We start from the raw sequence: 16,563 nt of genomic DNA on the forward strand, positions 1-16,563 counted from the left end.
TTATAAAGAAACTAATCTTGAGGATTTACTCGCAAAGAGTTCAGAATTTTTTTGGGGGAAGATGAAAAATTAGAAGACGAAAAAATACTAATTATAGGAAGGCAAGTGCAAACTAATTTAAATACATACATTGATTTATTAGGTCTGGATAAAGACGGAAATACTGTAGTAATTGAATTGAAGAGAGAAAAAACGCCAAGAGAAACAGTTGCTCAAATATTAGAATATGCATCCTTTGTTGATAATCTGGATTATTCGGATCTTAATTCGATTTATCAAAAATACAATAACATTGATTCTATTACATTAAAAGACGAATTTAAGGCTTTTTTTAACCCTGAATCAGCAGAAACTATATCTTTTAATAAAGAAAGTAAATTATTAATTATAGGTGAAAATATATCTCCTGAAATAAAGCAAACAGCATTGTATTTAAGAAAAAAAGGAATAAATATTTATTGTATAGAATTCAAATATTTTGTAACCGAATCCGGAGAAGAGCTTCTTGCAAGAGAAATAGTTGTTGGAAAAGATGATTATATCAAGAAAGAAATTCAAACAGCTTCGTTACCTAAGATTAATGAAAGTATTTTTATGGAAAAACTGGATGAAAATGGAAAACGTGTTTTTAAAAAAATATTTTATTTTTCAAAAAAAGAAGGATTTCTAATAAAATGGGGAACAAAGGGGTTTTCATTTAATATAAAATATAAAGATATGGTTATAGCCTTATTTTATGGCTATCATAAAGAATCGACTTATGGTCAGAGTATATTCACTTCTTTTGAGGTAATAAATAGAAAAATGAATAATTCACAGGAAATTATTGAGTTATATTCTAATGAATTATCTAATTTAAAATATTTTATTCCTGCAAGTTCAAATTTTAAATTGATAATCAATAAATCATATTCTGATGATGAAATCGAAAGATTTATAAATGTTTTAAAAAAAGTCAGGGACAAAATTGAAAATTCATAATATTTTAAATATGTTTTTTTCTGTTCTATTTTGAACTTTGATTGTAAAAATGTGAGTTTATATGAACTGAAGAATTTCACTTTGCAATGGTTTTGTGCAGAAAGGAGGTGGAATCGATGAAAAAATTACCAATAGGTGTACAGGATTATAAAGAGTTAATAACCGAAAATTATATATATGTAGACAAAACAAAATATCTGTATGATTTAATGTCAAGCGGGAAGTTTTATTTTCTATCACGTCCAAGAAGATTTGGGAAGAGCTTAACAGTATCAACATTCTATTATATATTCAAAGGTGAAAAAGAATTATTTAAGGATACATATATATATAATAAATGGGAGTTTAAAGAATATCCAATAATAAGAATAAGCATGTTGGACGTATTATCTTCAACAGAAGAAGAATTTAAATATGGATTGCTGGAAATAATAAAATTAGAAGGGGAAAGATATGGAGTATCAATAGAAAATACAAATTATAAATATGCATTCAATGAACTAATAATAAAACTATCAAAAAAAGGAAAGGTAGTAATACTGGTAGATGAATACGAAAAACCAATACTTGATAATATAAATAATAAAGAAAAAGCAGAAAGATATAGAGAAATACTAAGGGATTTCTATGTAAGTATCAAGTCAAAAGACGAATATATAAAGTTTGTATTTTTAACAGGAATAACAGAATACACACTAAAAAGTGTGTATTCAGGCTTAAATAATTTAAATAGTATATCATTTGATAAAATTATTCAAATTTTTGGGCTTTACCCAAAAAGAACTTGAATACTATTTCAAAGAACATATAAAAGAGACATCAAAAAAACTGGAATAAGTGAAGAAGAATTATTAAAAGGATTAAAAGAATATTATAATGGCTTTTCATTTGATGGAGAACATTATGTATATAATCCATTTTCCATATTGAAATTCTTTGAAGAGAAAGATTTTAAAAATTACTGGTTTGAAAGCGGATCACCATCATTCTTATACGAATACATAAAAAACAGAAAGATAACATATGAAGACTTAGTAAAAGACACAGTAAGTGCAATGGATTTCTCAACAAGAGAAATAGAAGATGCAAATGCAAACATATTCTTCACACAGGCAGGATATCTAACCTTCAAAGGAATAAAAAATTAGGATTAAAAAAGAAATACATACTCGACTATCCAAATATAGAAGTAAAAAGCAGTTTCTCCTGCCTTTGACAGCAATTTGGCGATTTTAAGGGAAATGGAACGGTAGAATGCGGGTTTGAGGCGTGTATTTTTCAGGAAGTCGAAAAATTGTGTGGCTAACTTTTGTTACAGAGAATTAACTATAATTAGTAATATATTAGTCCTTTTGGTGGTATAATATATATGACAACCACTGAAAGGAGATGTTTTAAAATGTATCCTAAAATATCAAAAGTGAAAGGAAAAAGATATTTAAGGATAATGGAAAGCAAAAGAGAAAATGGAAAAGTGAAACAGCATACAGTAATAAATTTTGGAAATATAGATAAGTATAGTAAAAAAGATATAACAAAACTTGTAGATAGTCTTTTTAAAATATTTGAAATAGATGAATATGAAAAAATAGAAGATGATTTAATGGAAGAAATAGCAAGAAGAAATTACGGAGCCAAAGTAATAGTAAATAAGATATTTGAAAGATATGAGATGAAAAGATATTTTGAAAGACTGGATAAAGAAATAAAATACAATGCAGAAGAAATGTTAAAAATAATGGTGATGAATAGAATAGTAGAACCGAAGAGTAAATTGGGAATATTTAATAATTTAGAGTATTTTGGATATAACAAAGTGGAAGTTAAAAAGAAAAAGACCTGGAAGAAAAAGATGTAATGTTGCACTGGTTATACAGAACATTGGATATATTAGCAGATAATAAAGAGTCGATAGAAAAACATATGTATAATCAAAGGATAAGTTTGTTTAATACAACGGTAGATTTAGTATTTTACGATGTAACAACATTAGCGTTTGAAACACAACAAACAAATGAAATATTACAAATGGGATATTCAAAGGATAAGAAATTTAATGAGTCGCAAGTAGTATTAGGGATGTCAATAGATCAGGATAGAATGCCAGTTAGTTTTGATATATATGCAGGAAATACATTTGAAGGGCATACATTTAAAGATTCAATAGAAAAAATGAAAAAAGAATATCAATTAGGAAAAGTAATAGTAGTAGCAGATAGAGGAATGATGAGTAAAAAAATATAGAAGTAGTAGAAAATTCTAATTATGAATTCATAGTAGGAAAATCAATAAAACAGTTAAAAAAGTAAATATATTTGAAGGAGAATTCATAGAAATAGCAAAAGGAATAAAATATAGAGAAGTAGAATATGAAAATAAAAGATTACTCATAATATATTCAGAAGAAAGAGCCAAAAAAGACAGAGCAGATAGACTACGATTAATAGAAAAAGCGAAAAAAATGTTAGAAGAAGGAAATATAGATTCAAAAAGTAAAAGAGGAGCGAAAAATATTTAAAAGAACAGAACAAACAAAATTATATATTGGACATAGAAAAAATAGAAAATGATGAAAATACGATGGATACTATGGAATAATAACAAACACAAAACTATCTCCAAAAGAAATATTAGAACAATATCATACATTATGGAAAGTAGAAGAAACATTCAGAACATTAAAAAATTATCTTGAAACAAGACCGGTATTTCATTGGACACCGAAAAGAATAAAAGGACATATTGTAATGAGTTTCATATCATAATTCAAAGAACATTAGAATTAGAACTGGAAAAAAATAATATTGAATACTCTCATGAAAAAATAAGAGAAGCTATAAAAAAAATGGAATACTCTGAAATAAGATTAAAAGACAAATTATTTGCATTAAGAGCCAATTTAAACGATTTTCAAAAAGCCATATTAAAAACATTAAAAATAGAAAAACCGAAAAAAATGATGGAATTAGATGAATTTAAAAAAATAATCTCCTAAAACACGCATGAAAAGCCAAAAAGGAGGAGGTGTGTGGCTAATTTCTCTTTTATAAAAAGTTAACAATAGCTATTTTTTTGAATAATTCTACTTTTTAGAATTTTGTTGATAATAATAGTGTCAAACTCAGGAAAATAATAAATAGACCGCAGTGTTTGCCGCGGTCTATTTATTATTCAGTATAACCAATTTTCCAGTATTCTACAAGTCTTTTGGGATTTTGTCTGTAAAGTCTGGAAGTTTTTGTCTGATATAAAATGAATTTCCGTAATAAGGCTTTGTTGTACCAGTTAATTGTTTAACTATATAAAGTTCGTCTTTTGCGCGGGTTATTGCAACATAAAATAGTCTTTCTTCTTCATCTATTTTCTTTTCTTTTAAAGCCATGCCGTTTGGGAAATCACCAGGGTTTACAGAAATTATAATAACAACCTTCCATTCAAGCCCTTTTGCTCCATGAACTGTTGTAAGTGTAATTTTTTCAGTCTTTCTATCTTTTCTGCTCCTTGAATTTCTATGTTTTCGCTCAATGCTAATTCTTCAAGAAATTTGTCTAAAGTATCATATCTTGAAGCAATTTCAGATAATCTTTCTACATCAAGTTTTCTTGAATAAGCGTCTTTGAAATTCAATTCAAGATATTCTCTATAAAACTCAAGATAGATATAATCTATTAAATCCTGTGGATTTTCTGTTTCATTTTCATAGAGATATAATATAATATCTTTTAGTTTGGGATATTTTTTTAAGTTAATATGATCAAATGCATCATAAGGTGTGGTGTATTCCATTAAATTAGCATAAAATTCATTTGTGATTTTTGTCATAGTTTTTTGACCTATACCAGGGAATAATTTTAACACTCTTGACCATGAAATATTATCAAATGGGTTAGCAATAACCTTTAGAAAAGCCATAATATCTTTAATATGTCTTGTTTCTATAAATCTTTTTCCTGATAATAATTTATAAGATATTTTATTTGCATCTAATTTTTGTTGTAATGTCATTGATAAACTATGAGAACGATATAATATTGCAATTTCTTCAGGTGATATACCTTCATCGAATTTATTCTCTATCAATTGGACAACAAAATCCGCCTGTTCTAATTCATCATAAGTTTTAACTATTTTTGGTTTATAATTATAAGATGATCTAAAAGGTTTTAATTTTTTAGGTATTGAATGTGTTGGTATTAAATAATTTTCAAGCTCAACTATTTCAGGGACACTTCTATAATTTGTTTGTATTTTAAATAATTTAACATCTTTATGTTTTTGAAAATCTTCAACATTTTCAAATCTGGAGCCTCTAAAGGAATATATACTTTGAGAATCATCACCAACTACAATAAGGTTTTTATGAACACTTGATAAAAATTCAACTATTCGTAATTGTACCAAACTGGTATCCTGGAATTCGTCTACTAATACCCATTTATATTTTGAGGCAATATGATTTCTAATATCCTCGTTGTTTTCTAGTAACCTCAACGTATTAATAAGCATATCGTCATAATCCATAGCGTTTATTTTTTGTTTAAGTTCTATATAATTCATATAGATTTTTTCTATATCTTCCTCATAATCTATTAAATAAGGGGCAACATCTAAAATAGCTTCTCTCAATGATTTTATAGTATTGGTTGCATAACCTATTATTTTTAATATAACGCCTTCATTAGGTATATGTTTTGCTTCTTCTTTGGTTAAATTACCCTTATATTCATTTTTTGCAATTCGCATTAAATCTTTTGAATCTTCTGCATCAAGTATAGAAAAATTATTTTCATATCCAAGTAGTTTGGAGTATCTTCTTAATAACATATTACATATATGATGGAATGTTCCTGCGGTAAGCGAGGATGTATCTATATTGGTAACGTTTTTTACTCTTTCAATCATTTCTTTTGCAGAAGCTCTTGTAAAAGTTACTAATAATATATTTTCAGGTTTTATTCCCTGAGATAATAAATAAGCTATTTTATAAGTAATAACCCGGGTTTTCCCTGAACCCGGGCCAGCTATTATTAACGATCTACCACTGGAATTAACAACGGCATTTAATTGTTCGTCATCAAGCTCTTCTTTAAAAAATTCTGGAATAACATATTCACTTTTTTTTATGTTAAAAACTTTTTCTTCCATAATTATCCTCCAGGATTATAATTCTTTGCCAAGCATTGAGCTTAATTCTTTTAGTTGTGCACTTCGACTTGGATGTCTTAATTTTCTTAACGCTTTTACTTCAATTTGTCTAATTCTTTCTCTGGTAACGTTGAAATATTGGCCAACTTCTTCAAGTGTTTTAACCTTTCCATCTAACAAACCGTATCTCATTTTTAAAACCATAGCTTCTCTTGGTTGTAATGTATCTAAAATCTTTTCTAATTCTTCTCTTAATAACATCTTCATTGCAACCTCTGAAGGTTTATCCAATGAATCATCAGCAATAAAATCACCTATAGTTGAATCATCTTCATCGGATGATCCTAAAGGTGAGTCAGCGGAAATAGTTTCTCTTGCGGTTAAAAGTATTTCATTTACCTTCTCAATAGGTTTTCCAGTTAATTCAGCTAATTTTTCTGGAGAAGGATATTCCCCATATTCCTGTAAATATTCTCTAATAATTTTATTGAATTTATTTATGGTTTCTACCATATGAACAGGTATTCTAATAGTTCTTGCCTGATCAGCTATAGCTCTTGTGATAGCCTGTCTTATCCACCATGTTGCATATGTACTAAACTTAAATCCTTTTTTATAATCGAATTTATTTACAGCTTTTATAAGACCAATATTTCCTTCCTGTATTAAATCGAGAAATGATAATCCTCTACCAACATATTTTTTTGCTATTGAAATAACAAGTCTCAAATTAGCTTTTATCAATTCATCACGAGCTTTTTTATTACCTTCATGAGCTCGCTTAGCCAATCGTTTTTCTCTTTGAGGGTTAATAATTTTATTTTCCCAATTTCTTTTAAATAGACTTTTATAGGGTCTTTTAAAGACATATTATCAAATACCTGAGTAACCCCATCTTCCAGATAATCCATTAATTCTATTGTAGCAGCACCTTCAGATTCAATCATTTCTTCAATTTCCTGAATACTTTCATCATCCAATTGAGAACCATCATCAACCATTATGCCCTCTTTTTCTAATGCTTCATATACTTTTTCTATTAATTCAGTATCTAATTCTGAAGGTAATGTCTTATCAATATCTTCATATGTTAATACCATATTATTCTTTTTCGCTTTTTTTATCAATTCTTTAACGATTTTTTCAAAAGGTTTTGGAGGTTTATAGCTTTTCCTTTTTTCTTTTTGACCTCGACAAATTCTTTTGATTTGTCGACATCACCTATTTCTAAATTGCCAATCTCTTCGATGGCCTTCATTAAATTTTTATCTGCCATTAAAAAACACCTCCTCGCTTTTTGAGGGTAGCGAGTATTTCAAAAATTTTTTTCATTATTTCCTTTTTTTCTTTTGGATCGACAGTAGAATTTAATAATTTTCTAAGTTTTTTGATTTCTTTTTCTTTTCGAAATCTCTCTACTGATTGTATTAGACTAAAAAAAACCTTTTCTGGTTCTATATCATAATCAAAATTCCATGTCAATTTTATTAAATCAACTAATTCTTCGCTACCATTTTCAAGTATATGAGATAAGTCATAACCATTTTCTATGAAATCTAAAAATTCTTTTCCACAATTTTCAAAATCATTTGAGGAAAGTTTATCCATTATATTATTTCTAAATCTTTTGTGTTTAATCCAGAGCCATATAAGTTGTTTATCAAGCTCATTATATTTTTTTGTTTTGAAGAAATACTATCTTCTGTTTGAGAAACATAGGGAATAATCTTTTTATTGAATTTTTTATATTTCAGTATATTTTCAATGGCTTTTTTTATATTATTTTCAGGTTTTAATAGTATTAAAGAAATTCTTTTGATGAAGGTATCTAAAATTGCAGCATGCTTAGATTTTTGGAATTTCAAATACCATTCTGCCATTTTTTCTAAATATTGTTCTATTCCGAATTCATCATTTATGTTATATTTATCTTTATAATATTCAGGTATAAAGTCATAAAATTTTTTAGAATTTTCTAATGCTTTTAGTACACCATTTTTCCCTTGCTTTTTTATTAGTTCATCTGGATCTTTAGTATTATATTGAGATATTGCAACTTGAAATCCATATGATAATAGATAATCAAATGATTTTAAAGTTGCATTTTGTCCAGCAGCATCCATATCAAACATAGTAATAACTTTATCAGTTAATTTTATTAATTTTTTAGCATGATTTGCAGTAAATGCAGATCCTAAAATAGCTACAGAATTTTCAAATCCGTTTATATGCATGCTTATAGCATCAAAATATCCCTCTACAAGAATAGTATATTTTTCTCTTTTAATAATATTTTTAGCTTTATCATATAAAAAGAGTATTTTTGATTTTTGGAAGAATTTGTTTTCTGGACTATTTAAATATTTAGGAATTTCATTATTAATAGAACGTCCAGCAAATGCAACAACCCTTCCAAAATCATCTTTTATAGGAATAATGATTCTATTGTTGAAAACTTCGCTTCCATCTTTTCTTATTATTCCTAATTCTGATCCAAGTGTTGGTGGTAAATCAAAATCATCTAATATAGATGATTTTAAAGAACCATTAGAAAATCCTAATTCAAACCTTTCAGCATAGTCCCTTGAAATGCCTCTTTTTATTAAGTAATTCCATGCAGGATGAGATTTAGGCAGATTTAAAAGTATTTCCTTATATTTATTATGATAACTTTCAAATATCTGCAGTTCTGTGGGTAATTCTCTTTTTTTTAAATATTTTGAAATATCAATACCCGCTAAATTTGCAGCTTTTTTTACAGCATCAATAAAACTCAATTGTTCGTATTTTTGAATAAAACTAATTGGATCACCGTGCGCACCACATCCAAAACAATGAAAGGTATTGGTTGTGGGAAAAATAAAAAAAGATGGTGTATCTTCAGGATGAAAAGGACACAATGCAGTATAATTCTTTCCTGTTCTTTTTAAGGAAAGATAATTTCCTACTATATCTTTTATATTTAGTCTAGAATTAATTTCATCTAAAATTTCTTTTGGTATCAAAATACCATCTCCATATAGCAAAAGGATGGGAACGGAAAAACCGTTCCCTTATTATGCAACATTTTGATATAGCCCAAAAATCATCTCTTTGAGAATTGTGGAGCTCTTCTTGCTTTCTTTAAACCATATTTCTTTCTTTCTACTTCTCTTGGGTCTCTTGTTAATAATCCGTGTTGTCTTAACACAGGTCTTAAATTTTCGTCGAATTGTAATAAAGCTCTTGCTATTCCCAATCTTATAGCACCAGCCTGTCCGTTCATTCCGCCACCTTCAACAGTAATTACTAAATCAAATTTTCCTTCGTTGTCTGTTACTGTTAATGGTTCTAAAGCGTGTTTTGACCAAACTGGGTTATTATTGAAATATTGTGTTAAGTTTTCAAATTCTTTTTTATTAACTCTTACTTTACCTTCTCCAGGTCTTAAATGTACTCTTGCGATAGAAGCCTTTCTTCTACCTGTGCCGTAATAATCTATAAATTCAGCCATGCATTATTCCCTCCTTATAATTCCAACTTTTCTGGTTTTTGTGCTTCATGAGGGTGATTAGAACCAGAATAAACCTTTAATTTTTTGAACATATGTCTTCCTAAAGTTGTTTTTGGAAGCATTCCTTTAACAGCTTTTTCAATTAATCTTTCTGGATATTTTTCTAATATTTCTCTTGCAGTTTGTTCTTTTAATCCTCCAGGATAACCTGTATGTCTATAATATTTCTTTTGTGTCCATTTTTTACCTGTTAACACTATTTTTTCAGCATTTATTACAATAACATAATCACCTGTATCAACATGTGGTGTATATGTTGGTTTGTGTTTTCCTTGTAAAACTTTTGCTACTTGTGCGGCTAATCTACCTAATGACATTCCAGCTGCATCAACAACATACCATTTTCTTTCAACTTCTTCATTTTTTGCTAAATAACTCTTTTGAGTCATAATTGAAGCCATTTTGCTGTCCTCCTTTCTTAGGAAAAAAAGTTTTTGATTCTTTTATATAACAAATCGCCCAAAATTGCATCTGTAATAAATTTTATCAAATTAAAAGATATTATAGTTATAATAAGTGTCCATGAACTTAATCCAAAATATTTTGCTGCTTCATTAAAAGACATTTTAAAATAAATCGGTATAATCGCCATATTCATTAAAACCATAGCTATTCCTACTCCAAATGCTGCAACAAAAAATTTAATATATTTATGTATATTTAATTTAAAGATTGTGAGAATAGAAATAAAAGTTAAAATTGCTATGAAATCCATTGAAACGCCAATTAAATCACCAGATTTTACAAAATAAAATACAAGGTCTTTAGTAATTAACGAAAAAACAGCAGTTTTCCAATCAAACAAAAATAATGAAGCTATTATTAATAAAGCACTTGGGTCAAATTTTAAAAAACTTGCAAAAGGAAATATTGGGAATTCTAAAAACATTAATAATACAGATAAAGCTCCTAATATTCCCGCCGTGGATAAAATTTTTACACGGCTCATATTATCACCAACTTACTTTTCAGGATAAACGCTAACTAATCTTCTATTATTTTTCTTTTCAAACTTTACATAACCTTCTATTTTAGCAAATATTGTGTGATCCTTCCCATTCCAACATTGTTTCCTGGGTGGAAATGTGTTCCTCTTTGTCTAACAATAATATTTCCTGGAATTACTTTTTGACCATCACTTTTCTTAACTCCGAGGTACTTTGGTTTTGAATCTCTTCCATTTTTTGCTGTACCTCCACTCTTTTTAGAAGAAAAGAGCTGAAGATTTATTTTCATTATTTATTCACCTCCACTTTCAAGTTATCGGGATAACTCATTTCAATGCTTTTTAAGGCGTCATATAAATATTTCATCAATTTATCAGACATTTCATTATTCGTCCAGTTGATTTTTAAATAACCATCTTTTTTCTTGAATTTCCCACTTTTTTCATTTTTTAAAATTTCTGCAACAAATTGTGTTAACACACTAACAGCACTGCATACAATATCTTTTCCAAACTCATCAAATTCAGCATGTCCTTTAATTTCAACAAAATTCTTTTTGAAATTAAATTTTACATTAATCATGCTTCAATTTTTTTGATTTTTAAAGCTGTGTAGTGTTGGCGATGTCCTTTCTTTCTTCTATAATTTTTTCTTCCCTGGAACTTTACAACTAATACTTTTTTATCTTTACCATGTTTTACAACTTCAGCAACTACCTTTGCATTTTCTACATAAGGTTTTCCTACTTTAGCTGTTTCATCTTTTACGAATAAAACCTTATCTAAAACTACTTCTGAACCTGGTTCATATCCGTTTAATTTTTCTGTGTAAAGTTCCATACCTTCTTCTACTTTGTACTGTTTTCCGCCAACTTCAATAATAGCGTACATATAGTCACCTCCTCTTGAAATAGTCAAAGTGGGCTAAGGTACCATTATGGCTTTAAGACCTTAGACCCTTTCCGGAATATTTTATCATATTTCTCACTAAACATTGATTAAACTTATGTTAAAATTATAAATCGATTTGTGTGGAATATGATATTTATAATTATTAAAAATCATGGTGTAACATAAGTTACGGAAAAAATATATACAAATGGTATATAATATAACCGGATAAAAAATATCCGAATTAAAAAATAATTATAAAGGAGTGATTTATATATGGAAAAATTTAGAGTTGAAAAGGAAAAATGTATTGCTTGTAGAGCTTGTGTCAGAACGGCACCGGAAAATTTTAAAATTGAAGAAGGCAAAGCAGTTGTGTATAAACAACCAGAAAACGAAGAAGAATTAAGTAAAAGTCAAAGAGCAATGGAAATATGTCCTACAAAAGCAATTCTATCATTAAAAGATAAACCAATAACTGGTGATTCAAAAGTCAAAGAGACTTTAGAAAAATATCCACATTTAAAAGAAGTATTATTAGAAATATCTCCTAAATTTAGAACAATGCAAAATCCTGTAATGTGGAATACTGTCGCAAAATATGCTACATTTAAAAATGCTGCGAAAATGACAGGAGTATCATTATGTGAGATTTTACATACTTTAAATAAAAAATTGGGATTAGAAAAAGAATTATATGAACTATTTCCAGAATGTATAAGAGAAGTAACTCCTAAATATAATAGTGTGGAAATTACATGGAATGAACCAGAAACAACTATACAAATACCGGAAAATAATATGGAAACAATTGCTTTAATTATCAATCAAATAGAAAATTTAAAACCAGGAAAATCATTGGTTTTTGAAGGTGTATTAGAACTCGATCCAATAATAAAAGTAATAGAATCACATGGTTTCTTATATAATATCAATAAAATTAACCAATTTAAGACCAGAGTTTCTATATATAATAAAGAAGTAAATGAAAAAGAAAGTAATAAAAAGAATACGAAATCCTTGATGTTAGAATGATGCAACAGGATCCATTTGATATAATCATAAAAAAAGCATATTCATTAAATCCAGGTGAAGGTTTTGTATTAGTGCAAACATTTGTTCCTACACCACTAATTAATATGCTTGATGGTATGGGATTTGATGCTAAGGTTGAAGAGGTTGGACCATATGAAGTAAAGGTATATTTTACACGTAGAATTGAAGAAGAGATAAATGATAGTGAAGTTTCTGATAAACCTACAATAACAATACAGTCTGCAACTCCTGTTGGATATCCAATAATCATGAGATTATTACAGTCAAAAAGATTAAAACAAACGGTAAATATAAAGGAATTAAAAATATGGGAAGAAACAGAAAAACATCTTGGTTGGATAATAAATAAAAAAGCAGATATAAGTTTTTCAGCATTAATAACTGCTGCAAAATTGAGAGAAGCAGATGTAAAAATGCCTGTTGTATTTGTATGGGATAATTTTACTATATTAACAAGAGGATATAAAGCAAAATCGCTTGAAGATTTAAGAGGAAGAAAAATACATATTCCATTGTTTGAAGATGCACCACCTGCTAAGATAACTAAATATTTAATTGAAGCAAAAGGTTTAAATGTGGAAGATTTCGAATTTACATTTGGGAATCCGTTTGGAAGGCCAAAACAAATAATGATGGACTTTTTATCAGGGAAAGCGGATACAGTTCTTTTGAGAGAACCGGAAGCGGGTTTTGTTGTTAAAGTATTGGAAGAAAGCAATATTGAATATTCAGAGCTTTCCTATGGAGAAATCTGGAATGAAATTAATGATGGATTTGGATTATTACCAAATGCAGGGGTTGTATTTAAAGGTGAATTGGTTAGAGAGTATCCGGAAATTGTGAAAGTTGTATTGGAAGAATTAGAAGAAGCAATAAACTGGGTGAATGAGAATAAAAAGGAAGCAGCCAAACTTTCATTTGATATGATGAGAGCACCAATAAAGAATGTTGAAAAATTCCTGGAAAGAGTGACATTTAAATATGTAAGTGGTGAAGAGCTGCAGGAAAAGGTATATAAATTTTATGATATTTTGATAAAAAACGATATTATAAATGCAACACTCGATGATGAATTAATGAAGATTTTCAAAATTTAATAAACTCCCGATTTTATCGGGAGTTTTCAAATTGTTGTCAAAGTAAAATAAGAAAAAAATAATATAAGCGAATCCTATATTTATAGAATAAAAAAATAAAACGAATGAAGACTCGCAGATTGCCTGAAAAAATCATGAATGAAAGCCGACAAAAAAACAGGACGTTTTTTTGAGCGAAGCTTTTGCAGGATGCAAAATCTGAGTGTCGGCTGAGAATGATTGATTTTTTCAGAAAAGCAATCAAGCGTCTGAATGAGTTTTATTTTTATTCCATTTTTGAGGATTAATAATTTTTGCTGGATGAGCAAAAATTATTTTATTTTGGATATTATAGATCAATTTCAATACCAATAGGACAATGATCAGAACCCATTACATCAGAAAGAATAAAAGCATCTTTAAGTTTATCTTTCAATGGCGTGCTTACAAAGAAATAGTCTATTCTCCATCCTACATTTCTTTCCCTTGCTCTTGTTTTATAATCCCACCATGTGTAGTTATTAGGTTCTTTGCTAAACATTCTAAAAGTATCTATAAATCCACTTTCTAACAATTTATCAATCCATGCTCTTTCAATGGGTAAAAAACCAGAAACATTTTCATTTTCCTTTGGTCTTGCAAGGTCAATTTCTGTATGAGCGGTATTAACATCACCACAAATAATAATATTTGGTTGATTCTTTTTATATTCTTCTAGAAAATCCAATAAATAATAGTAAAAGTCCATTTTATACTGTAATCTTTCATCACGAGCTTTTCCGTTTGGAAAGTAGATGTTAAATAAAGAGAATTTTTCATATTCTGTAATTAAAGTTCTACCCTCTGAATCAAATTTTTCATTTCCCAATCCTTTTAAAACATTTTTGGGTTCAATTTTTGTAAAAGTAGCAACACCACTATATCCTTTTTTTTCTGCGGAAACAAAATATTTTTTCCACTCTCCATGTTGAAGAAATTTTTTAGTTAATTGTTCTTCTCTTGCTTTTGTTTCTTGAATACATAAAATATCAGGATCTTCATTGTCTAAAAATTCGATAAATCCCTTTTTTATAGCAGCTCTAATTCCGTTAACATTCCAGGATAATATTTTCAATTTTCTCACCTCTTTCCAAAAGCTAATGTAAAAACATTATACCATATATTATAATATTACTCATTTAGAATAAAAATAAAAAAATAATGTGATGAACCCTTGAATTTTCCTGAAAAAATGTGAATGAAACCGGTCAATTTTGCATGGATGCAAAATTGAGTGAAACCGAACATGGATGTGAGTTTGAACGACCGGTAAGAATGAACATTTTGAAGAGTAAGAAAATTCACCGGGTGAAGAACGTCATTTTTTAATTTTATTCCATTCAAAATATTTTATTTTAGACTTTATTTAGAATTTAAAATTAGATATGATATAATATTCGTAAAGCAAATTATTTTTGGGAGGGAATATTATAATGAGAGTATTAGAAGGATTAGAACCAGAAAAGGTATTTTATTTTTTTGAAGAAATAAGTAAAATTCCAAGATGTTCAGGTAATGAAAAAGCTATCAGTGATTATTTAGTAAATTTTGCTAAAGAAAGAAACCTTGAATATATTCAGGATAAAGCGTTAAATGTAATTATAAAAAAGCCAGCAACAAAAGGATATGAAAATGTTCCAGGTGTAATAATTCAGGACATATAGATATGGTTTGCGAAAAAGCATCAGATTCTGATCATGATTTTTCAAAAGACCCTATTAAACTTCAAATTGATGGAGATTATATAAAAGCTACTAACACTACATTAGGAGCGGATAATGGAATTGCTGTAGCATATGCTTTAGCTATTCTTGACTCTGAAGATATTGATCATCCTGCAATAGAAGCTTTATTTACCACAGAAGAAGAAACTGGAATGACAGGTGCAAATGAATTAGATCCAAAATTATTAAATGGGAAAATATTATTAAACATTGATTCAGAAGAAGAAGGGATTTTTTACGTGAGTTGTGCAGGCGGACTAAGGATATAATCACATTACCAATAGAATTTAATGAACCAAAAAATAAATATGGATTTAAATTAAAGATATCTGGGTTACAGGCGGACATTCTGGAATGGAAATTATAAAACAAAGAGGAAATTCGAATAAACTATTAGGTAGAGTATTATATGATCTAGCAAAAAAATCGATGTAGAATGTGCTTTTATAAATGGTGGAGATAAGAGCAACGCTATTCCGAGAGAAGCAGAAGCAGAAATTGTTGTGAATGACGTTGAAAATTAAAAGAAATAGTCAAATACTGGCAAAAAACATTTAAAAATGAACTTAACATTTCCGATCCAGATGTTAAAGTAACTATAGAAGAAATAGAAAACCTTCAAAGGTTTTAAGCGATAGTTCATTTGAGAAAGCGGTAAATATTTTAATGCTTGTTCATGATGGAGTTCAAACAATGAGTAAGGCAATAGAAGGGCTTGTGGAAAGTTCAAGTAATTTAGGTGTGGTTAAAACTTATGAAAATAGAATAGAATTCACCTCTGCTACAAGGAGTTCTGTTGAAACATTAAGAGATTTAATTCATAACAAATCAGAAATTATTGCTAGATTAAACGGAGCAACAATAACAACAAACGCACCGTATCCAGCCTGGGAATATAAACCGGATTCAAAAATAAGAGAATTAATGAAAAAAGTATATAAAAATATGTATGGTAAAGAGCCAGAAATAGCAGCAATTCATGCTGGATTAGAATGTGGAATTCTCTCTGGAAAAATGAAAGATGTAGATATGATTTCCTTCGGCCCAAACTTGTATGATGTTCATACACCACAGGAGAAAATGAGCATATCTTCCGTAAAAAGAGTATGGGAATTTTTACTTGAGATATTAAAAGCAATGAAGAATTATTAA

General features: G+C 28.4%; 14 protein-coding genes and 6 pseudogenes. 7 read left to right on the forward strand and 13 right to left on the reverse strand.

The genetic code is table 11. The annotated features are described in order from the left end of the window. Positions 1–51 precede the first annotated feature (51 nt). The 4 genes and pseudogenes from DJ007_RS13255 to DJ007_RS20905 form a co-directional block, all read left to right on the forward strand. Positions 52–981, forward strand: coding sequence for a PDDEXK family nuclease (locus tag DJ007_RS13255; protein ID WP_165974185.1), 930 nt, complete (start codon positions 52–54; stop codon positions 979–981). Positions 982–1,097: 116 nt separating this feature from the next. Further along, positions 1,098–2,194, forward strand: a pseudogene (locus tag DJ007_RS13260) (AAA family ATPase); the annotation flags it as partial. A 234-nt stretch (positions 2,195–2,428) separates the two neighbouring features. After that, positions 2,429–2,482 (forward strand): annotated as a pseudogene (locus DJ007_RS21085) (hypothetical protein); the annotation flags it as partial. Between the two features lie 117 nt (positions 2,483–2,599). After that, positions 2,600–3,976, forward strand: a pseudogene (locus tag DJ007_RS20905) (IS1634 family transposase); the annotation flags it as partial. Positions 3,977–4,177: 201 nt separating this feature from the next. Here the strand turns inward: DJ007_RS20905 and DJ007_RS21090 are convergent. From DJ007_RS21090 to rplU, 12 genes and pseudogenes are all read right to left on the reverse strand, one after another. Next, the gene (locus tag DJ007_RS21090) at positions 4,178–4,513 is read right to left on the reverse strand and encodes a 3'-5' exonuclease (RefSeq protein ID WP_497006737.1); all 336 of its coding nucleotides are present in this window, start codon (positions 4,511–4,513) and stop codon (positions 4,178–4,180) included. Beyond that, a complete protein-coding gene (locus DJ007_RS13280) occupies positions 4,396–6,126 on the reverse strand; it encodes an ATP-dependent helicase (protein ID WP_497006736.1) in 1,731 nt (576 codons plus the stop codon). The genes DJ007_RS21090 and DJ007_RS13280 overlap by 118 nt, the downstream gene beginning before the upstream one ends. A 15-nt stretch (positions 6,127–6,141) precedes the next feature. Further along, positions 6,142–7,265 (reverse strand): annotated as a pseudogene (rpoD, locus tag DJ007_RS13285) (RNA polymerase sigma factor RpoD). Next, a complete protein-coding gene (locus DJ007_RS14960; RefSeq protein ID WP_165974186.1) occupies positions 7,250–7,402 on the reverse strand; it encodes a hypothetical protein in 153 nt (50 codons plus the stop codon). The pseudogene rpoD and the gene DJ007_RS14960 overlap by 16 nt, the downstream one beginning before the upstream one ends. Continuing rightward, entirely contained in the window at positions 7,402–7,734 is a 333-nt protein-coding gene (locus DJ007_RS13290) for a hypothetical protein (protein ID WP_129410004.1), read from the reverse strand. Before DJ007_RS13290 ends, DJ007_RS14960 begins: the two co-directional genes overlap by 1 nt. Then, a complete protein-coding gene (gene dnaG / locus DJ007_RS13295; protein WP_165974187.1) occupies positions 7,734–9,131 on the reverse strand; it encodes a DNA primase in 1,398 nt (465 codons plus the stop codon). The genes DJ007_RS13290 and dnaG overlap by 1 nt, the downstream gene beginning before the upstream one ends. Before the next feature lie 80 nt (positions 9,132–9,211). Further along, positions 9,212–9,619 (reverse strand): 30S ribosomal protein S9, encoded by a 408-nt coding sequence (rpsI, locus tag DJ007_RS13300; RefSeq protein WP_129410006.1) that lies wholly within the window; start codon positions 9,617–9,619, stop codon positions 9,212–9,214. A 14-nt stretch (positions 9,620–9,633) separates the two neighbouring features. Further along, a complete protein-coding gene (rplM, locus tag DJ007_RS13305; protein ID WP_129410007.1) occupies positions 9,634–10,080 on the reverse strand; it encodes a 50S ribosomal protein L13 in 447 nt (148 codons plus the stop codon). A gap of 17 nt (positions 10,081–10,097) precedes the next feature. Further along, entirely contained in the window at positions 10,098–10,628 is a 531-nt protein-coding gene (locus DJ007_RS13310; RefSeq protein ID WP_129410008.1) for an ECF transporter S component, read from the reverse strand. 12 nt (positions 10,629–10,640) lie between these two features. Continuing rightward, a pseudogene (rpmA, locus tag DJ007_RS13315) lies at positions 10,641–10,918 on the reverse strand (50S ribosomal protein L27). After that, positions 10,915–11,208: a ribosomal-processing cysteine protease Prp gene (locus tag DJ007_RS13320; protein ID WP_129410009.1), complete on the reverse strand. Its 294-nt coding sequence runs from the start codon at positions 11,206–11,208 to the stop codon at positions 10,915–10,917. The pseudogene rpmA and the gene DJ007_RS13320 overlap by 4 nt, the downstream one beginning before the upstream one ends. Next, positions 11,205–11,516: a 50S ribosomal protein L21 gene (gene rplU, locus DJ007_RS13325; protein ID WP_129410010.1), complete on the reverse strand. Its 312-nt coding sequence runs from the start codon at positions 11,514–11,516 to the stop codon at positions 11,205–11,207. Before rplU ends, DJ007_RS13320 begins: the two co-directional genes overlap by 4 nt. Positions 11,517–11,792: 276 nt before the next feature. Here rplU and DJ007_RS14965 point away from each other — a divergent pair, with 276 nt between their 5' ends. Both DJ007_RS14965 and DJ007_RS13335 read left to right on the forward strand, forming a co-directional pair. Then, a complete protein-coding gene (locus DJ007_RS14965) occupies positions 11,793–12,551 on the forward strand; it encodes a DUF1858 domain-containing protein (protein WP_165974188.1) in 759 nt (252 codons plus the stop codon). Next, positions 12,548–13,669 (forward strand): DUF2249 domain-containing protein, encoded by a 1,122-nt coding sequence (locus DJ007_RS13335; protein WP_129410011.1) that lies wholly within the window; start codon positions 12,548–12,550, stop codon positions 13,667–13,669. Before DJ007_RS14965 ends, DJ007_RS13335 begins: the two co-directional genes overlap by 4 nt. Positions 13,670–13,997: 328 nt before the next feature. Here the strand turns inward: DJ007_RS13335 and DJ007_RS13340 are convergent, their stop codons facing one another. Further along, positions 13,998–14,771 (reverse strand): exodeoxyribonuclease III, encoded by a 774-nt coding sequence (locus DJ007_RS13340; RefSeq protein WP_165974189.1) that lies wholly within the window; start codon positions 14,769–14,771, stop codon positions 13,998–14,000. Between the two features lie 349 nt (positions 14,772–15,120). On the opposite strand from DJ007_RS13340, the pseudogene DJ007_RS20600 reads away from it, so the two are divergent. Beyond that, a pseudogene (locus DJ007_RS20600) lies at positions 15,121–16,563 on the forward strand (aminoacyl-histidine dipeptidase).

It is taken from the genome of Marinitoga lauensis, assembly GCF_004135675.1.
Taxonomy (GTDB): domain Bacteria; phylum Thermotogota; class Thermotogae; order Petrotogales; family Petrotogaceae; genus Marinitoga; species Marinitoga lauensis.